The following is an 18,731-nucleotide window of genomic DNA, read 5'->3' on the forward strand; positions in this document are numbered from 1 at the left end:
CGTCATATTTAGTTGTACAGCCACTCGTCCGCTTCATTGAACATCTCTTCCAAAAGCGCATGGGCTTTTTCTTTTTTGGTTTTATCCCTTTCCATGATGTCCAGATGATTGTTTTCACCCTTGCGGATACGGACACATACATCGGGATCGAGTACCGACAAACGCTTTTGAATTTCAGGCTCAATCAAAGAGAATGTCCCTTTGGGTAAACCAGAAGCTTTGACGATCATATCAACGCGCATAATAAACTCTCCTTTCAAATATACTGTATAAAAACACAGTATATTTATTTTTAGTCGAGGTCAACATGATCCATATCTTTCCAAAGATCATCCATCACATCATGCAATGTCTGTTTGAGCTGAGGCGTCATATCACGCAGGGCTGCCACTAAGGTTTGTGCCATCACATCGGCCTCAGAGCTCACCGCTTCCAGTTGAATGACAGGTGCAAAGCTCACTTCGATTGTGGCTGGTGGCTGACTGATGGCGTTTCTGGGTTGCGTTGTCGCAGATTGAACCGTCTGCTCCACTTGAGCGACAGCCTGTTGGTTAACAGGATCATCCTTACCATTGAAAATATCGTATAACCAACCTGCAATCTCATCACCCGCCACAGAGCCAGCAATCGCACCAGGGACGGCACCAAAGCCACCAAACAAACTCCCCGCGAGACCGCCTAGTGTGGTTCCAGCCGTGGCTCCAATACCACGCCAAACTCCTTCCGTATCTCCCTCAATGGCGCTCATGCCAATAGAGGCCGCATTCAAAGCCGTACCAATGGCGGGGAGCTTCTTGAGAACGCCTTTTCCTCCACTTATTACTTTTTCCCCAGCAGACGACCACGAGCTTGCCCCTTTAGCGACCTTCGCCACCGGCTCAGCAGCAGACTGACTAAATAAGCCACTAAACATGCTCGCAGGTTTGAAGCCGCCTTGTGTGCCCATTGCAGTGCCAAGGATTTTACCCAGGGCTTTCTTACCAAGGCGGGCAGCAAGCATTCCCCCGAAAGCTGTTGCGCCTATGCCGCCGACAAGACCCGCATAACCCAGTCCTGCATTGTCATTCATTCTACTCGTCGTAGCTCCAGTCGTACTGGATACCACATCGCCAAGACCATTGAATTTATCAATCAGATTAGCGGCACTATTGGAGACGGTATCTGTCATGGAGCCAAACGAGTTCATCGCTTTGTCGATAGAAGTTGATACTCCTTGAGCGGCATCATCAAGAGAATCAACACCGTCAAAGACCTTTCCCCCTTCTTGCAGACCTTGCTGCATTGCGTCTAAACCTTTGGTACCAATATCTTCAGAGAGGATTGTGCCACCTATGGCTTCAAGAATGGGTTTGACGGTGGCAGCATCGGTTTTGTTTGTACTATTCACTAGAGCCAATAGTGCAGCATAGTTGTTACCTGGCGCATTGCCTGTTTCAACGTCACGGCGTACTCGGTAAGCGGCTTCTTTGATTCGGTTACGCAAATCGACATCACTGATGGCATCAATGGTGCCCGCTTTATCGCCTTGCCCCACCAATTTGGCAAACTCATCGCTATCACTAAAACGAGCCATAAAGGATTCTTTAAATGAATCACCTACCTTATCTGTATTCCAAACACCGGCTTGACGGGCGCGAACCATGGAGGCTGCAAATTGGTCAAATGAAATCTTGTCACCGAGTAAAGGCGAGTATTCAGCGAAAGTATCGAGCAAATCCCCATTAGCATCACCGACCATTGAGCTGGTGGCGTAAACCTTATTCGCAGCCTCCTCGATGCTGATGCCGAACCCTTTTGAAATATTGGCAAGGGCGCGAACGGTTTCGGGTGAGGAATAATCAGGGAAAATCTTTTGTAATTGGATAGTGGCTTTTGTTAATGCCTGAGTATCTTCGTCACCTAAATTTTGCTGTTTAGCGAGGGCTTGAGCAGCGAAGATACTCTCTTGGTCTGCACCATACATCCGAATTAAGTCGGTACGAAATTGTCGTTGAGAGGTCGATTGCACCTCTTCTAATGAATAGCTACTGCGAGCAGCAAGGATACGTTCATTTCGAGACTTATCATTCCCCGCCCAGGCGAAGCCTGCTGATGCCATGGCCCCTCCAGCAATCGCCCCCAGCTTTTCAAAGTTTTGTAATTTACCCAGCTCTCGACCTTGCTCTGAAATCTCTTTATTGGTTCGATTGAGTTGGCCTTGCAGCCGTTTCTCTTCTTGGATGATGTCATTAACATCGAGACCCGCCTCTTTTAATGAGTTACCTAAGCGTGACACTAAGCGCTCATGCGCTTTAATTTCATTGGTGCTCTTCTGGTGAGCCTTCGTTAAATCACCAAGCTCACGCTCTGTCGCAGAGATAGAAGTGCGAATACGGTTTTCATCTTGAGTTGTACTTTTTAGTTTCGATTGATACGCCTGCAATGTGCGCTCAGCTTGTGCAACGGCCCCCGTTTTTTTCTTAAACATTTTGGTATTGGTGCTGCCAGCGTCACTTAACCCCGCCATATCTGTACGAAGCTTATTGATGGTCGCTTGCAGTTTGGATTCTTCATTGGCCATGATTCGAGATTGCTGTGTCACTTTGGCAAGCTCAGCCTTCAGTTTGGGGAGTTCATCCTTCTTTTGTCCTAGAATTTTTGAGTATTGTTTTTCAGCGTCGGTCAATTGTTCAATGGCCGATTCAGCCTTTTTAAAGGCATCAACATCCGCGGTGGTTTTTTGCAGCTGCTTAAACTCTCGCTCCAGCTTATTCGATTCTTTTTCAATCTTTTTCGACTGCTGAGTAAACGCATCTTTAACCCCAACAATGAGCTCTAACGCGTAACCACTGTCCTTATTTATTGCCATGATTAAAGACCTCTATGAGATACGTATATTGCGCCCAGTCGGCATTGAGTAATTCGCCAACGGAGACAAGACCGATTTTCTTGTGGGTGAGCAGTCGAAAAGAGTGATCAAAAATATTCTGTTTGATTCGTGCGAGGTTTAGCTCTTTCCCATCAGGTGAGCCAAGTTGATGTGCTCTTCATAGGGCAGATTAATCAGCATGTCGACCGGAATCACCACTTCGCCTTTCATCGCCAAGTTCGTGAGCCTGCCATGCTCATCTCGCTTCTCTTCAGTGCGTTCGCCAAACACTAAAATGCTCGAGGCAATGTGCGCGGTGATGGCATCGTTAGATTCAAAACCGTATTGCTCTTTGGTGAAACGCACCGCTTCAATTCGGTCCTTAACCAGCGCTTTGCGCACTCGCTTAGCACAGTTGAGTTCCATCCCACCAAATTGAACCGGCGTGTTCAACATGCAGATATCAAACTCCATCATTGCACGGGCAATATCTTCCAAAGTGAAGGTTCGAACTTCTGATTCTAATTCGGTTTCAACGGTGTTTTTAGTTTGATTGTCAGTGCTCATAGCTTATCTCGTTGTGAGTAATTTAGAGCCTGTATTGTGTCTTTATATATAGCGTCTATCTGCCGAACGGAAATTATGTGGTCAGGTTTGAATATCCTATAAACACTGGATAAACGAGACGAAATGATGCTTCCCAAAATCTTAAAGCAAGACGTTCGACTTCGAACGCTGAGTTTCCTGACAACGGAAGAGATGAATGAGCTTCGCTTAGCCATTCATGGCCTTCAGGTTCTCGATATTGATAACGTCCACGAATCTTACTTACCCTGGCTTTCTTGGTGGTTTCGTGTCGATACCTGGGATGACACTTGGACAGTTGAGAGAAAGCGTGAAGTCGTCAAAGAAGGCTTAGTGCTTTATCGATACAAAGGTACGGTCTGGGCTGTAAAACGAGCGTTGAACCTAACAGGTTTCAACCCAACGCTGACCGTTTGGTATCAAATGAATCCAATTGGCGCTAAAGGCACCTTTTTGGTTGAAGTGACTCAAGACAAAGGTGGGTTGAATCAAAAAGACTATGAGAACGTCGTCACGCTCGTTGAGAGCAACAAACAAGGCTCTCAGCATTGGCAAATGACGATAAAAAACAAGCCATCGACAGGAGGGATATTCAGCGTTGCGATTTCAAAAGGACGCAACCGAATTACCTCTAAAAATTTCCCAACCAACCCAACGTTAATTGGCGGACTATATTCAGCGGTCACCTTAAAGAGTCGACATCGCATGACTATCCGAAATAAGAGTAATGAAATATGAGTTTAGGATCTGCACAAGAGCACACGGCGGTGCTTACCGACAAGGGTAAAGAGCTGCTGGAAGCGGCCTACCAAAGTGGGCAAAAGTTATTAATTGACCAAATGTCTCTAGGCGATGCGAATGGCTCAAGTGTCACGCCAACACCGGACGTCACACACTTAGTGAATGAGTTCGGTCGACAAGATATTCATGAGGGCAACACACAAGAGCACTGGTTCAATGCCATTGTCTATGTCGACGCGTCACGCTTTGCTGGGCACTTTATTAATGAGTTTGGTCTGCATGATTCTGATGGCAATCTTATTGTTTATAGCTCGTACCCCTCGACATTCATTCCTTCAGTTGATAATCAATACGTTCAAATCGAAATTGAGTGCTCAATGGATTTGTACCAAGCCTCGGCGGTGACAATCAACATCACGCCAATTATCCCTCATGCTACCGAGTTAGAGTCGGGCATTGCGCGTATTGCCACCAATGCTCAAGTTGACGGTGGAACCGATGACTCAGCATTCTTGACCGTCAAGAAGCTACTACGCAGAACCGCAACAACCTTGCGCTCGGGCGTCGTGCAATTGTCTAACTCATACCAAGGTCAGAGTGAATCAAAAGCAGTCACAGAAAAAGCACTTAAAGAAGGCCTAGGTTCAGTTTATAGCCCAGGTAACTTACCCCCCCTAACGCTAAAAAGAACCCGCTTGGGGTTTGGGGATAGTATGGCACTGTCACTTTTGCCCTTCGGGCAAAATCCACGCCCTGAATGGATCTTGCCCAACAGCGCATCAAAAGCGAAATTCGTCAACCTCGAAGTCAATATAAAAGTGACTGCCAACTACTCAGCGAAATTTAGTGTTTATTGTCACGATAGCGCGGATGGAAATGATACAAGTGCACCGGTTCCTATCGCTGTTAATTTTCCTCTACCCTTCATTTCAGGTGTGAATATTGCTCCTTACACCATTGTCATACCAATCACTCTGCCTGATGGTGGGACAGCAAAGAGACTAAGTTTCCACGCATTTAGCGGTGGTTTTTCAACTACGACGTATACAGTAGTTATTAATGATATATGGGAGAGCGAGTGATGGGTACAGTGAGGTTAAATACCGACGAGAGAGGTATTGTTATTGCTATTGGTAATGTAAACCATAGCAAAATCGCCCATAAACACACAGTTAATACAAATGAGTTGCCCGACGATATCAGAGAGCATCTAGGTGCCTATTATTATATTGATGATGTGTTTGAAAAAGTTGCGATTATCAACGAGGTGGAAGAGCGGCACTGGCAGCAAACTGAACTTGCTAGCGTTAACGCAGCAATTGCCGAGTATCAAGCGGATATGGCGATAGAGGAGCAATATTCAGAGCTTAGAGCTGGAACTTATACAGAAGAAGACTACTTTAAATTGCTTGGTGACAGAAAACTGCTAATTGAGTATGTTCAACAGGCTGACTTCCCCGAATGTGGTCGTCCTAAGTTATCGCTTCAGTGCGTTGATTGAGTAATGGGATATACACGAAAACCGATCTAAACATCACGTCAAATCAGGGCGCAATTATGCGCCTTTGTCGATTTTGTTACGCACTAACATTTAATAATTCACGATAAAAATCACCTCGCTCGTTTCGCTATATCCCGCTTTATTTCGGGTAGTTTCGGGTCAATTAACGTTCTAAGTTAAAAATACATGGTGTTTTAAGTTCCGCTCGGCGCTGTCATTGGGGCTACAAGAAACTCAGCTCGACTACTTCATTAAGAACACCAACCGTAGGGACAAAAGCCTAGGTTGGCAGGCTCAGTTAACCCAGCTAGGGCTACAGCCTGATTCTTTGAAGGGGCAACAATTTATCCACTTGGTGAATGAGATCATCGGCTTTCCACGTCACCTATCTCAACACGTTGGTGGCTTTGTCATATCTTCAGGGCCTTTGTATGAGCTGGTTCCAGTTGAGAATGCCGCGATGCACGATCGAACCATTATCCAATGGGATAAGGATGATCTAGAAACCTTGGGGCTGCTGAAAGTTGATGTGCTCGCGTTGGGTATGCTCTCTGCGATTCGTAAATGTTTCGACCTGATCAAACGTATTCACGGGCGATCACTGACCATTGCAGAGATCACTCGCCTTAAGGACGATCCTCAGGTTTACGGCATGATTCAACGAGCAGACACAGTCGGGATATTCCAAATTGAGTCACGCGCACAAATGAGCATGCTGCCAAGGCTTAAACCGAAGACTTATTACGACTTGGTGATTCAAATCGCTATCGTACGCCCAGGCCCTATTCAGGGTGATATGGTGCATCCGTTTCTCAAGCGTCGAGATGGCATTGAGCCAATCAGTTATCCATCTAAAGACGTGGAATCAGTACTGTCGCGCACCTTAGGTGTACCGATATTCCAAGAGCAAGTGATCAAACTCGCGATGGTGGCCGCAGGCTTCACAGGCGGAGAAGCAGATCAACTCAGACGCGCGATGGCCGCTTGGAAGAAAAATGGCAACGTCTTTAAGTTTAAAAATAAACTCATCGATGGTATGCAAAAGCGCGGCTATGAGACAGAGTTTGCAGAGCAGATCTTTAAACAGATATGCGGCTTTGGCGAGTACGGTTTTCCTGAAAGCCACTCGGCTTCGTTTGCGGTGTTAGCGTATTGCTCCGCTTGGTTGAAATGCTATTACCCAGAGTGTTTCTACGCATCCTTGCTCAATAGCCAACCCATGGGGTTCTATAGCCCATCACAGTTGGTACAGGACGCACAACGACATGATGTGGCGATACTCCCAGTATGCGTGAATGCCTCTCAAGACAACCACACCGTTGTCTCTCAACAAAATGGTTTAGCGATACGTTTAGGGATGAGACAAATCAAAGGCTTGAGTGAACATGGTATCCAGAGTGTGTTAGCTAACCGGCCGAGCTCGGGTTATCGCCACCCTAGTCAGGTAAAGCAGTTATCAATCAACAAGAAAGACATTGAGCTACTTGCCTCAGCAAATGCGCTTCACAACGTTTCAGGTGACCGCTTTCAAACTCGCTGGGCGATTATGGACTCGGCCTCTGATCTACCCTTGTTTAGTCAAATCGATGACAGCTTTGAAAAAGGTAATGACGAACAAGGATTGCAACAACCCAGTGAGATGCAGGATTTACTTGAGGATTTCACCAGTGTTGGGATCTCTTTGAATAAGCACCCCATCACGTTACTGGAAGAAGCTAACCGACTAGGTCGATTCACTCATATGAAAGACTTAAAACAACAACGACACAAATCCATGGTCACCGTTGTTGGGCTTGTAACGGGTAAGCAATCCCCCGGAACCGCAGCAGGCGTCACCTTTGTCACACTGGAAGATAATACGGGCAATATTAATGTGGTGGTATGGGGAGCAACAGCGCGCGCTCAACAGCAAGCGTATCTCACAGCCAAGGCGTTAAAAGTACAAGGGATATTAGAAAAAGAAGGTGAAGTCGTGCATGTTATCGCGGGAAAACTTATCGATATTACCGATGAAATTGTTGGCTTGAAAACCAAATCTCGGGATTTTCATTAGCGAAGTACCAACTGTTCTCAATCGATAATTGGCTAAAGAAACGAGAGAAAGAGAAACGAAAAAGGGAAGCATCCGCTTCCCTTCAATTCCAGTTGTTGAGTTATGACTCAACTTCAGCTTCCGTACGTCTTTTCTTAAATTCCCTATACAGTAATAAGCTCAAAGTCATGACGACTTTAGACGTTAACCATATCATTAAGAGGAACTACCTTAGATTGTGTGTGAAAAGTTACGCTAGTAGTTGAGCATATTTCGTTAAGAAAAATATGCTGCGTGAATATTAGCAAACGTTTTCTATAAGGTCACTCAAAACAAACCGTACAGCAGCATTAATTATAAAATCTGACGCATTCGCTCTTGAGTCACTTCAACCAAGAGGTCTGGCTGGAACTTAGAAATAAAGCGGTTACACCCTACTTTCTCAACCATAGCTTCATTGAAACTTCCACTTAATGAAGTATTTAGCGTGATGAATAGGTCATGCATTCTTGGGTCAGTACGTACTTCATGTGTCAGTTTATAGCCGTCCATTTCAGGCATTTCAGCATCGGTGATCATCAACAATATTTCTTGATTGATGTCTTTGCCTTCATCACACCAGCCCTTAAGTAAGGTCAGTGCTTCTAAGCCATCACAACACTCAATAATGTTCAAACCAAGCTGCGACAAGGTGCCTTTGATTTGGTTACGCGCTGTTGAAGAGTCATCAACGATAAGCACATTACGTCCTATCATCTCCTGAGCTAATTGTTCATCTAAAACGCCTTCAGAGATCGAGACATCGTAATCAATGATCTCAGCCAGCACTTTCTCAACATCGATGATCTCGACGATCTTGTGCTGCTCTTCTTCTTGAATATGCGTAATAGCGGTTAGGTAGTTTGCACGGCCTGTTGTCTTTGGCGGCGGCTGGATTTCTGTCCATGTCGTGTTCACGATATTACGAACTTGCCCAACCAAGAAACCTTGTACGGTTCGGTTGTATTCCGTAATGATCAGGTTGCTCTCTTGAGACTCCGCACGAGATGGCGGAAAGCCAATGGCACTGCGTAAATCGATAACAGGCACCGATTCACCACGTAAAGACGCAACACCCGTAATATGATGATGAGAGCCCGGTAAGCGAGTGAGAACTGGCACTTTGAGGACTTCTTTCACTTTAAATACGTTAATCGCAAATAGTTGACGACTATTTAAGCTGAATAACAAGAGTTCCAGACGGTTTTCACCGACCAGTTTGGTTCTCTGATCAACCGAATTTAAAACGCCAGACATACAACACCTTAGTGACAAATAATAACTGTGGCTACAATAGCCTACTTCAATAGGTTAAAGCAAAGCGCCAATGCACAGAATGCTTAAACTAAGTACAACAAATGATGTTATACAAAGCTTAAGTACATGGAAAGGTTCAGGGTAAGGCTACAAGACGAGAAAAAGGGGTTAACCTTCAATAACTTTCATTAACAGTTGGCCATCGTATAAGGCCTGCTTGATGAGCGCAGCACCTGGCATGGTTGCCTGCTTATAGAAACGAGATTCCACCAGCTCTAAGTCTTTATGGTAAACCGATAGACTCTGCTCTTCGATACACTTTTGAATCGCTGGGTATAACACGCTCTTCGCCTGATTGATAACGCCACCCACCAAGATTTTCTCTGGGTTGAACAGGTTAATCACAATCGCAATCGCAGAGCCCAGGTAACGACCTAACTGTTCAATCACTTCGACAGCCAGCGGATCCCCATCAGCAGCGGCAGCACAGATCTGCTCAATCGTGACATCTTCAAACACCGTTAGCGTTGATTCTTCACCATTTGCCAATCGCTCTTTGACTTGCTCACGGATTGCCTGAGAACTCGCTACCGTTTCTAAACAGCCTCGATTTCCACAGTGACAAAGCTTGCCTTCCTTATCGATCTGGATATGCCCCAACTCACCGATGTTACCGTGACGCCCTTGCAGAACGCGACCATCAAGAATGATCCCGGCACCTAAACCGTGGTGAATCGAGATAAGAACAGAGTTGTCGTTGTCTTGTGAGTTACCAAACAGCTTCTCTGCTAACGCCCACGCTCGGGTATCATTGGCAATAAAAACTGGCAAACCGGTTTCTTTGTAGATCTCCGGCCCCAACGCTAAGTTTTCAACGTTGTAGTGCGGCATCTGCAACACAATACCTTGCTCTGAATTCACCAGACCTGGCAGTGTGATAGCGATACTCGTCACCCTGTCGAGTTGCTCGGCATAGGTTTGGAAGAACTCATCGATTTCATGGAGAAGACGCGCAAGCACATCGTCTTGATCACGTTCATGGATATCAATCTTGGTATCGATAAGCACGTCGCCGCCCAATTCATGGAGCGCGATCGTCAAGTATCCGCGACCAAGACGCATCGACAGAAACTGCCAACCTTCGTTATTGGTTTGCAGACCGACAGCAGGACGCCCACGAGTCGTGGCTTCTTGAACCGTCGTTTCGTGAATAAGGTGAGCTTCAATGAGTTCACGGGTAATTTTAGTAATACTCGCCGGAGCCAACTCACTTTGCTTGGACAGATCGATACGAGAAATAGGACCTTTAAGGTCAATTAGTTTATATACACGACCAGCATTGACCTGTTTGATATGATCAATATGGCCCGGTTGAGCCATGTACATTTTACGCTCCAGAAATCATCAACGAGGTAATTTTTTTACTTTGCGAAGTAATTGTGAAGTCACTTGGTATATCGCCGTGACCAGTATCACGTATATACATGAATCTTTGTGTATCGAGTCAAATAGTTCGAGGAAAATTAACACCCACATCGATAATTTGCGACTTAATTTTCAGAATAAAACATCGCGTTTGAGCCCTAAATTCAATAATTAAAGGCAAATCAAGAAATATCCTCCTAGCTCCCAATAAATTATCAATTAATGCATATACTTAATTCAGTCTTTTAAAAGATTACTTGGCCTCACTCTAGGAGTATTCATGACAGCCGAATTAAGAAAAACGAAAATCGTCACAACGCTAGGCCCTTCTACTGATAAAGGTAACGTGCTTGAAGAGATCATCAAAGCCGGTGCCAATATCGTTCGTATGAACTTCTCTCACGGCACCAGCGAAGACCATATACAACGCGCAGAAAAAGTCAGAGCAATAGCCAAAAGACACGGCACTCAAATCGCCATTCTCGGAGACTTACAAGGTCCCAAGATTCGTGTGTCGACATTCAAAGATGGCAAAATTCAACTTGCCGTAGGTGACCTATTTACTCTCGACAGCAGCCTAGGTTTAGGTGAAGGCAATCAAGAAGCTGTTGGCCTTGATTACAAAGAACTGCCTAACGACGTATCCGCCGGCGATATCCTGTTGCTTGACGATGGTCGTGTTCAATTAAAAATCACCGAAGTCGAAGGCTGTCGCGTTCATACTGAAGTCACTATCGGTGGCCCGTTGTCGAATAACAAAGGCATCAACAAAAAAGGCGGTGGACTGTCTGCAGAAGCGCTCACCGACAAAGACAAACGAGACATCATCACCGCAGCTCAAATCCAAGTCGACTATTTGGCCGTGTCTTTCCCACGTAATGGAGCAGACATGCACTACGCTCGTCAGTTAGCACGAGAAGCAGGATTAGAAGCTCACCTTGTCGCTAAAGTCGAGCGAGCGGAGACCGTTGCCACCGTTGAGAACATGGATGACATCATAATGGCCTCAGATGTCGTCATGGTGGCTCGTGGTGACCTCGGAGTGGAAATTGGCGACCCAGAGTTGGTTGGAGTACAAAAACAGCTTATACGCCGTGCTAGAGCGCTTAACCGAACTGTCATCACCGCAACTCAGATGATGGAATCCATGATTTCTGCGCCAATGCCAACCCGTGCCGAAGTTATGGATGTTGCCAACGCCGTACTCGATGGAACAGATGCTGTGATGCTGTCTGGTGAAACTGCTGCGGGTGACTACCCAGTCGAGACCGTAAAATCGATGGCAGAAGTCTGTATTGGTGCGGAGAAAATGGCAGGCATTAATAACCAATCCAATTACCGTATTGATCGCACCTTTGTTACTGCCGAAGAAACCGTTTCGATGGCGACTATCTACTCTGCGAACCATATGGAAGGCATTAAAGGCGTTGTCACTCTCACCGAGTCAGGCCGCACTGCACTGATGATGTCTCGCCTAAGTGCCGACATGCCTATCTACGCGCTGTCTCGTAACGAAGGAACGCTTAATCGCTGTACCTTGTACCGAGGTGTGACACCTATCTACTTCGAAACAGAAGCCGAAGACAGCTTTGACATTGCACTATCTACACTCACTTGCCTGAAAGAGAAAGGACACCTTAAGTTTGGCGACCTAGTGATCGTCACTCAAGGCGACATTATGGATGTAGCAGGGTCAACCAACTGTATGAGAATCTTGCCTGTCACCTAATATTTGACCTTAAGGCGAAGCGATTTGCCTTTCCTCAAAAACCAAAAAGGGTTATCGAACCAAGTTCAATAACCCTTTTTCATTTCAGAACACGACTTACTGCAACCTGCTTATAGCAGCATAACGAGATCACAGCATGCTAGGTCATCAACTTCGAGAATTACTTGCCCGCAGCAATGGTGGCTAACTGTGGCATATGAGAATTGCGAGCGTTTTCCGTTGAAGTGTAGGTTTCTACAAATCGGTAACCAGCTTCTAAGCCCAATTCGTAATCGTGCAACAGGTCTTCTTTGTCGCTCATTAATGAACTCGATTTTAGCGGCTGACTTGGCGCTATCTGAACCACAAACGCGTCGTCTGGTGGCGAGTTCAAAAAATCCTGAGTCAATGAGTAGGTCTGATAATGCACCATCAGCATGTCAGCCAAGCCTGAATCAAACTTGTCTCCGATTAAATGACTTAAGCGATAAATATCATCTGCACCAAATAGCCAGCGACCACCGTTCAGCAGGTCTAAATGCCCACGGTCACGCTTCTGCTCTTTTGAGCGCATAATTTGTTGTTGGAAGAAAGAGGTCCAGTCGGTTTTCCACTGTTCCACTTTTTGTTGCCAATGACCTTGAACACTGTCGAAAGATTCGCGGAACCATTCCAGTTCTTCGGCAGAGATTGGTTTAGGCGCTTTGACTGAAGATCCCTTGACTGGAGCTTCAACCAAATGGGTATTACCTTCCTCCACCACTGGCTCAGTACGAATCACCACAATAGAACGAGCTTGTCTTCGCCACGCTTCCTGAACTGGAATACATGCCGATACACCACCGTCCACATAAGCACTGTCACCAATAAAGACTTCATCATTGTACAAACGAGGAATGGCGCAGGTCGCAATCATCACTTTGTACCAATCTTCGCCCAATAATGGGAAGTAGTGGTCTCGTAAGCCTTTGGAATCCGTTACAGCCGCATAGAAGTTGCGATCGCCTAGCGTTTGTCGCCCTAAATCCAGATCGAGCTTATATGGGTAAGCCATAATTTGTTCTAGCGCCCATTCTAATCCTAGGTTCTTTCTGTGTCGTATATAGGAAAAGAGATTGAAGAACTCTGGTGAGGTTGTGAGGTCAAGAACAAAAGAACGTCCAAGGCCTTTATCACGGCACAGATAAGCACATAAGTTGAGAGCACCTGCTGAGGTACCAAAAAATTCGTCGAAGGGGTCAAAATTTGAGAGAAGAAAGGCATCCAGCACTCCAGAAGTAAAAATACTTCTCTGTCCGCCACCTTGAGCGACCAGTGCTGTTTTTCCAGCAATAAACTTAGCGTAATAATCCAAGTCTATTGCTGTATCAATATTGGTTATAATCCCACTATTCATTATTCCCTGAGTATCAAAACTCAGCCTCGCAATAGATGGTATTAACTACCAATCGCAATAAAGCCAAATGAAAGAATGATCATGTAGATAAACACGGTAATTTGTAGGGCATTTTTCAGATTATGGTCCATAGACACCTCTGGCTTATTATTAATTTGTCGAGTCTCTATTTAAGTACTATCAGGTGTGTGAAGTATCTTCAAGAATCGTCGAAATTAGTCGCACAATATTGATGTAACCATCACAATTAGTAAGTGTATGGATAAGGATATACTCATGAATAACAAAGCAAATATGATGGCACTGATTACGCTTCTCTCCGTTTCAAGCGCGTATGCTTCGCCGGAGATCATCATTACACCTATGGTAGGTTATACCGGCGGTGGCAGTGTCGAAGACCAGGACGGTAAAACCTATGACATGAAAGGCTCTGAAAATTACACCTTTGCCATTGAAACGCCACTTGAAAAAGGACGCATCGGCTTCTTCTACTCCAATCAGAGCTCGGAATTAGAAACGCTCAACCTAAGCTCCTCCATCCAATACCTGCACCTTCAAAGCAGCATCTACTACCCTGCTTCGCCTGTGTTGTCGGGTTATCTAGGGTTAGGCCTGGGTGCTTCTTACGTCGACGTAGACTGGGCAAAAGATAAGTATGGATTCTCAACTTCTATCTTTGGCGGCTTAGAGTACAAATTTAGCAACCGATTAGCGTTGAACACACAAGTACGTTGGTTAGGCACGGTTGTCGACAACGATACCTCCGGTGTTTGTAACATCCCAAGTAACGGGCAGGAGTGCATCATTCGCTTTGATACCGACTGGATGAACCAATTCCAAGCCAATGTAGGACTGAGTTTTACTTTCTAAGCGGCTCAATGAAGCAAAAATATAAGATCGACCCAAACGAAAAAACCAGCTAAATGCTGGTTTTTTCATTATTAAAACGGTTTTAGTTCAAGTTAGAACTTATAGGTAACACCTAAAGCGCCGCCTATTTGCAACTCAACACCTTTATACATATCGAGTTCAGGGTGAACTTGAGCGTAAGCATTCCAACCTTCGTAGAAATTCACTTTCACGCCTAATGGCAAGCGTAAGCCAAAGTCGTCATTCCATTCAGCCCAAGCACCGGCACCGACGTACCAGCTCAACGGAGCTTCAGTCTCGAACTGACCACGCTTCAAAATGTAATCAAAGGCAGCGCCGTCATTGCCAATCGTAGCACGGTATTTCTGATCAAATTCCACAACGACACTCAGGTCTTGGTCAATGGCGAGTCCCACTTCCAAAGCTGGAGCTTCAGAAGCTTGAGCAAACGAGGCTCCGCTGCAGCACATAAGGCCGATCAAGTAACGATGTTTCATAATATTCTCAGACTGTATTTAAAAAACGGAAGTCTACTGGTATTTCAGAAAAAGGTGTCATCGCTGGGTAAAAGATAAAAGACACGAAAAATTTGGGAACGACCATCAAATGATCGAGTTGAATGGTAACTTTCTGAGTTAGAGAGGATTAGACGCGGAAAGATCTTTCATAGAGCAGAAAACAAAAAAGGAGGCCTTTCGGCCTCCTTTCAATTTATTGAATCAGTGAATTAACCGTTGTTACGGATCCACTCATCCATGTCTGTCTTAAGGTTGTCAGACTTAGTACCGAAGATAGCTTGTACGCCACCCGCTACTACTACAACACCTGCAGCGCCTAGTTTCTTCAGCTTGTCTTGGTCAACAAGAGCTGTATCAGCTACTGCAACACGTAGACGAGTAATACAAGCGTCAAGACCAGTGATGTTCGCTTTGCCACCGAATGCAGCAACTAGCTCACCAGCAAGTTCAGAACCAGTCGCAACTGACTCTTCTTCAGTCTCGTCTTCACGGCCTGGAGTTTTAAGGTCTAGAGCTTTAATCACAGTGCGGAATACGATGTAGTAAATTGCAGCGTAAGCAATACCACATACAACCATTAGGCCCATCTTAGACGCGTTGCCAGATAGAACTAGGAAGTCGATTAGACCGTGTGAGAAAGATGTACCGTGTACAAAACCTAGAGTGTTCGCAAGAACGTATGCAGAACCAGCTAGTAGAGCGTGGATTGCGTACAGTACTGGAGCAACGAATAGGAAAGAGAATTCGATTGGTTCAGTGATACCCGTTAGGAATGAAGTCAACGCAGCAGAAGCCATGATGCCCATTACTTTAGCGCGGTTTTCAGGCTTAGCTGAGTGTGCAATCGCGATTGCAGCAGCAGGTAGACCGAACATCTTGAACATGTAACCACCAGCTAGCTGACCGAAGCCATTGCCCGCTGCACGAGATGCGTCATCAGCAACTAGGTAACAAGTAAGAACACCGTTTTGAGTTTCGCCAGCAGCGTTTACACAAGTACCAGCTTCAAAGAAGAAAGGTACGTTCCAAACGTGGTGAAGACCAAATGGAATTAGAGAACGCTCAACGATACCGTAGATACCAAACGCCACTTGTGGGTTTTGGTGAGCAGCCCAATCAGAGAACGCAGAGATAGCGCCGCCAACTGGTGGCCATACTACAGATAGTAGGATTGCTAGACCAATCGCAGAGAAACCTGTGATGATTGGCACAGCACGCTTACCAGCGAAGAAGCCAAGGTACTCTGGTAGTTGAATACGGAAGAAACGGTTGAATGCCCAAGCAGCAACACCACCGACTAGGATACCACCTAGTACACCAGTATCGATTTTATCAACGCCCATTACACCAGCCATTACGCCAAGTGTAGCAGTCATGATGCCGTAACCAACGATAGCAGCTAGACCCGCTACACCATCGTTGTTAGTAAAGCCAAGTGCAACACCTACTGCGAACAGTAGTGCCATTTGGCCGAATACTGAACCACCAGCTTGTTCCATTAAGTTTGAAACGATTTCTGGAATGAAAGGAAGATCTGCTGCACCGACACCTAGCAAAATACCCGCAACTGGTAAAACTGATACTGGAAGCATCAGAGACTTACCAACTTTCTGCAGGCTAGCAAAAAGGTTCTTAAACATGTTTATGCTCCTGATAAAGATAAAATAATTATATTGGGTTCTAACGGCACACCCCCGTAGCCTATATGTTAGCACCCTGCGAAAATGTAACCATGTATTGCATTATATTTTCTGCCGCTAAATATATATTGATGGGGAACTAACTTTCTAGTCACTTACGAAATTTAGTTTCAAAACACGTCTTGGATCACATGTCAAATCTAGAAATGCAATCCTTTACAAGCATTTAATTAATTGAAATATATAAGTATTTTTCAAGAGTCCTATTATTTTACTGGGTAAATAAAATAGGAGCGAATGTTATTTTTAGTAACAAAATTACAAATGTTATAATTAGCGCTCTCAAGTTCAACATAATTCGTAAACATTAAAAAAAAACGTATTTTTGGTGATCAAAAACACAAAAAGGGAGCTTTCGCTCCCTTTTATTTGTCTACTTAGATTTTTATCGCAAAAAAAGTTTTTGGTAATTTTTGGTCGTTTGTTCGGCAACCTCTTTCATCGACACACCTTTTAATTGCGCAATGTAGGCGGCAACTTCAACGACATATGCAGGCTGATTCTGCTTTCCACGATATGGAATGGGTGCCAAGTATGGAGAATCCGTCTCGATCAGCAACCTGTCTAGCGGTAGGTTTTTAACAACTTCTTTAAGTTCTGTAGCCTGCTTAAAGGTCACAATGCCTGAAATTGAGATATAGAAACCTAGTTCCATTGCTGCTTCAGCGAACGCTTGATCTTCGGTAAAGCAGTGAATCACACCACCACACTTCTCAGCTCCGCCATCACGTAAAATAGCTAATGTGTCTTCACGTGCGTTACGAGTGTGAATGATCAAAGGTTTATTCAGCTCAACAGCCAACTCAACATGCTGCTTAAATCGTAGCTGTTGCAGCTCCGCCGTCTCTGGTTGGTAGTGATAATCTAAACCGGTCTCACCAATCGCCACAACCTTAGGGTTGCTCGCGTATTCACGCATTGTCTCTAAGCTGAAATCACTTTCGACATCGAGAGGGTGAACGCCACAAGAGGCTTTAACGTTATCAAACGGCGAAATCATCTCGAGCATATTTTCAAACGAATCGAGTGTCACACCGACAGAAAGCAATTGGTTTACGTTAGCAGCCTTCGCCTTGTTAACCACATCTTCTACGCTGGTGTGTAAATCTTGGTAATCCAGTTTGTCTAAATGACAGTGGGAATCTACGAACATGTTTCCTCGCAAGTGGCTATCAGCCAATTCATTATGAGTAGCTCCGTATTGAGCCCAGGGTGTTGCTTTAACTGCTCAATCAATATCAGCAGTTTATTCGATGCTGCATAAGCACTTTGATAAGACATCACCTCACACAGTGCTTTCGCACTCGGAATGAAAGCCTGATTCGCCAAACCAAAATGTAGCTTCTGTACATCTGACAATAGATGCCAAAGCCAACCAAGTTGAATTAAAGGGTCTTTGCTAAGCTCTGTAGAGAACTTTAGCATGTCAGGTTGAGTGCCTTTTATCACATTCACAAAGCCATCGAGCGCTTTTGCTGAGGCTTCCACGCCACCTTGCTCAAACATCGCTTTTGCTTTTAAAGGCGCGTTGTCATTGAGTGCTAAAATGTACTGCGGTACCGCTTTGCCCACTTCACTATCTAACCACGCCGATGCTGTCTCCAACTGCGGGCTAACCACAGTGAATTGCTGACAACGGCTAATAATCGTCGGCATTAAGCGATTGCTGTTGCGAGTAGACAGAATGAAGATGCACTTGCTTGATGGCTCTTCCAGAGTTTTCAATAGTGCATTGGAAGCCGATTCGTTCATTGCTTCAGCAGGGTTAAGCAAAATAACGCGCAAACCACCTAACTGAGAAGACTCTTGAGCCCAACGGTTACTGGCACGCACTTGATCAACCGTGATCGACTTACCTTCTTTCTCTGGTGAAATCACATGAAAATCAGGATGACTGCCCGACTTCATTAATTCGCAGCTGTGGCAAAACCCGCACGACTCGCTTTCATAGTTCGTGCACATCAATGCGTCGGTAAGTTGGCTAATCAACGCATCAACGCCGAGCCCTTCCGGTGCATTAACAATCACAGAGTTAGGAAAACGCTCCGCATCGAGACTTTTTTTCCACTCACTCCATACCGGTGTGAGCCAAGAATACACTTCAGCCATGA

General features: G+C 45.2%; 16 protein-coding genes and 1 pseudogene. 6 read left to right on the forward strand and 11 right to left on the reverse strand.

Annotated elements, in window-relative coordinates; genetic code table 11:
- Positions 1-8: 8 nt before the first annotated feature.
- The 3 genes from HRQ85_RS12895 to HRQ85_RS12905 form a co-directional block, all read right to left on the reverse strand.
- Positions 9-242 (reverse strand): DinI-like family protein, encoded by a 234-nt coding sequence (locus HRQ85_RS12895; RefSeq protein ID WP_172379794.1) that lies wholly within the window; start codon positions 240-242, stop codon positions 9-11.
- A gap of 50 nt (positions 243-292) precedes the next feature.
- Complete coding sequence (locus HRQ85_RS12900; RefSeq protein ID WP_253918860.1) at positions 293-2,848, reverse strand: phage tail tape measure protein; 2,556 nt, start codon at positions 2,846-2,848, stop codon at positions 293-295.
- Positions 2,849-2,986: 138 nt separating this feature from the next.
- Complete coding sequence (locus HRQ85_RS12905) at positions 2,987-3,415, reverse strand: hypothetical protein (protein ID WP_172379795.1); 429 nt, start codon at positions 3,413-3,415, stop codon at positions 2,987-2,989.
- Between the two features lie 123 nt (positions 3,416-3,538).
- Here HRQ85_RS12905 and HRQ85_RS12910 point away from each other — a divergent pair, with 123 nt between their 5' ends.
- The 4 genes and pseudogenes from HRQ85_RS12910 to HRQ85_RS12925 form a co-directional block, all read left to right on the forward strand.
- Positions 3,539-4,171, forward strand: coding sequence for a phage tail protein I (locus HRQ85_RS12910; RefSeq protein ID WP_253918861.1), 633 nt, complete (start codon positions 3,539-3,541; stop codon positions 4,169-4,171).
- Entirely contained in the window at positions 4,168-5,256 is a 1,089-nt protein-coding gene (locus HRQ85_RS12915) for a phage tail-collar fiber domain-containing protein (protein WP_172379796.1), read from the forward strand. Before HRQ85_RS12910 ends, HRQ85_RS12915 begins: the two co-directional genes overlap by 4 nt.
- Positions 5,253-5,675, forward strand: coding sequence for a hypothetical protein (locus HRQ85_RS12920; RefSeq protein ID WP_172379360.1), 423 nt, complete (start codon positions 5,253-5,255; stop codon positions 5,673-5,675). The genes HRQ85_RS12915 and HRQ85_RS12920 overlap by 4 nt, the downstream gene beginning before the upstream one ends.
- A gap of 214 nt (positions 5,676-5,889) precedes the next feature.
- Positions 5,890-7,728: pseudogene (locus HRQ85_RS12925) on the forward strand (helix-hairpin-helix domain-containing protein); the annotation flags it as partial.
- Between the two features lie 333 nt (positions 7,729-8,061).
- On the opposite strand, the gene HRQ85_RS12930 reads toward HRQ85_RS12925, so the two are convergent.
- Complete coding sequence (locus HRQ85_RS12930; protein WP_017062139.1) at positions 8,062-9,003, reverse strand: chemotaxis protein CheV; 942 nt, start codon at positions 9,001-9,003, stop codon at positions 8,062-8,064.
- Between the two features lie 168 nt (positions 9,004-9,171).
- Entirely contained in the window at positions 9,172-10,389 is a 1,218-nt protein-coding gene (gene mlc, locus HRQ85_RS12935) for a sugar metabolism global transcriptional regulator Mlc (RefSeq protein WP_048607464.1), read from the reverse strand.
- 319 nt (positions 10,390-10,708) lie between these two features.
- Between mlc and pyk the strand changes: the two genes are divergently transcribed.
- Positions 10,709-12,157 carry a pyruvate kinase gene (pyk, locus tag HRQ85_RS12940; protein WP_172379797.1) on the forward strand — a complete coding sequence of 483 codons (1,449 nt, stop codon included), beginning with the start codon at positions 10,709-10,711 and terminating at the stop codon, positions 12,155-12,157.
- Between the two features lie 160 nt (positions 12,158-12,317).
- On the opposite strand, the gene HRQ85_RS12945 is transcribed toward pyk, so the two are convergent.
- Together HRQ85_RS12945 and cydH are read right to left on the reverse strand one after the other, a co-directional pair.
- Positions 12,318-13,532: a patatin-like phospholipase family protein gene (locus HRQ85_RS12945; RefSeq protein WP_172379798.1), complete on the reverse strand. Its 1,215-nt coding sequence runs from the start codon at positions 13,530-13,532 to the stop codon at positions 12,318-12,320.
- 41 nt (positions 13,533-13,573) lie between these two features.
- Entirely contained in the window at positions 13,574-13,663 is a 90-nt protein-coding gene (gene cydH, locus HRQ85_RS12950) for a cytochrome bd-I oxidase subunit CydH (protein WP_100214626.1), read from the reverse strand.
- A gap of 145 nt (positions 13,664-13,808) precedes the next feature.
- On the opposite strand from cydH, the gene HRQ85_RS12955 reads away from it, so the two are divergent.
- Positions 13,809-14,402, forward strand: coding sequence for an outer membrane beta-barrel protein (locus HRQ85_RS12955; RefSeq protein ID WP_172379799.1), 594 nt, complete (start codon positions 13,809-13,811; stop codon positions 14,400-14,402).
- Positions 14,403-14,494: 92 nt separating this feature from the next.
- Here HRQ85_RS12955 and HRQ85_RS12960 read toward each other — a convergent pair whose 3' ends face one another.
- The 4 genes from HRQ85_RS12960 to HRQ85_RS12975 form a co-directional block, all read right to left on the reverse strand.
- Positions 14,495-14,899, reverse strand: a complete 405-nt coding sequence (locus HRQ85_RS12960) for a hypothetical protein (RefSeq protein ID WP_048610592.1) — start codon at positions 14,897-14,899, stop codon at positions 14,495-14,497.
- A 230-nt stretch (positions 14,900-15,129) separates the two neighbouring features.
- Positions 15,130-16,560 carry a PTS glucose transporter subunit IIBC gene (gene ptsG, locus HRQ85_RS12965; protein WP_017062145.1) on the reverse strand — a complete coding sequence of 477 codons (1,431 nt, stop codon included), beginning with the start codon at positions 16,558-16,560 and terminating at the stop codon, positions 15,130-15,132.
- 445 nt (positions 16,561-17,005) lie between these two features.
- Positions 17,006-17,773, reverse strand: coding sequence for a TatD family hydrolase (locus HRQ85_RS12970; protein WP_048610588.1), 768 nt, complete (start codon positions 17,771-17,773; stop codon positions 17,006-17,008).
- Positions 17,764-18,729, reverse strand: coding sequence for a DNA polymerase III subunit delta' (locus tag HRQ85_RS12975; RefSeq protein WP_172379800.1), 966 nt, complete (start codon positions 18,727-18,729; stop codon positions 17,764-17,766). Before HRQ85_RS12975 ends, HRQ85_RS12970 begins: the two co-directional genes overlap by 10 nt.
- Positions 18,730-18,731: the final 2 nt, after the last annotated feature.

Origin of the sequence: Vibrio sp. Vb339, from assembly GCF_902751245.1 — a bacterium.
Classification (GTDB): domain Bacteria; phylum Pseudomonadota; class Gammaproteobacteria; order Enterobacterales; family Vibrionaceae; genus Vibrio; species Vibrio coralliirubri.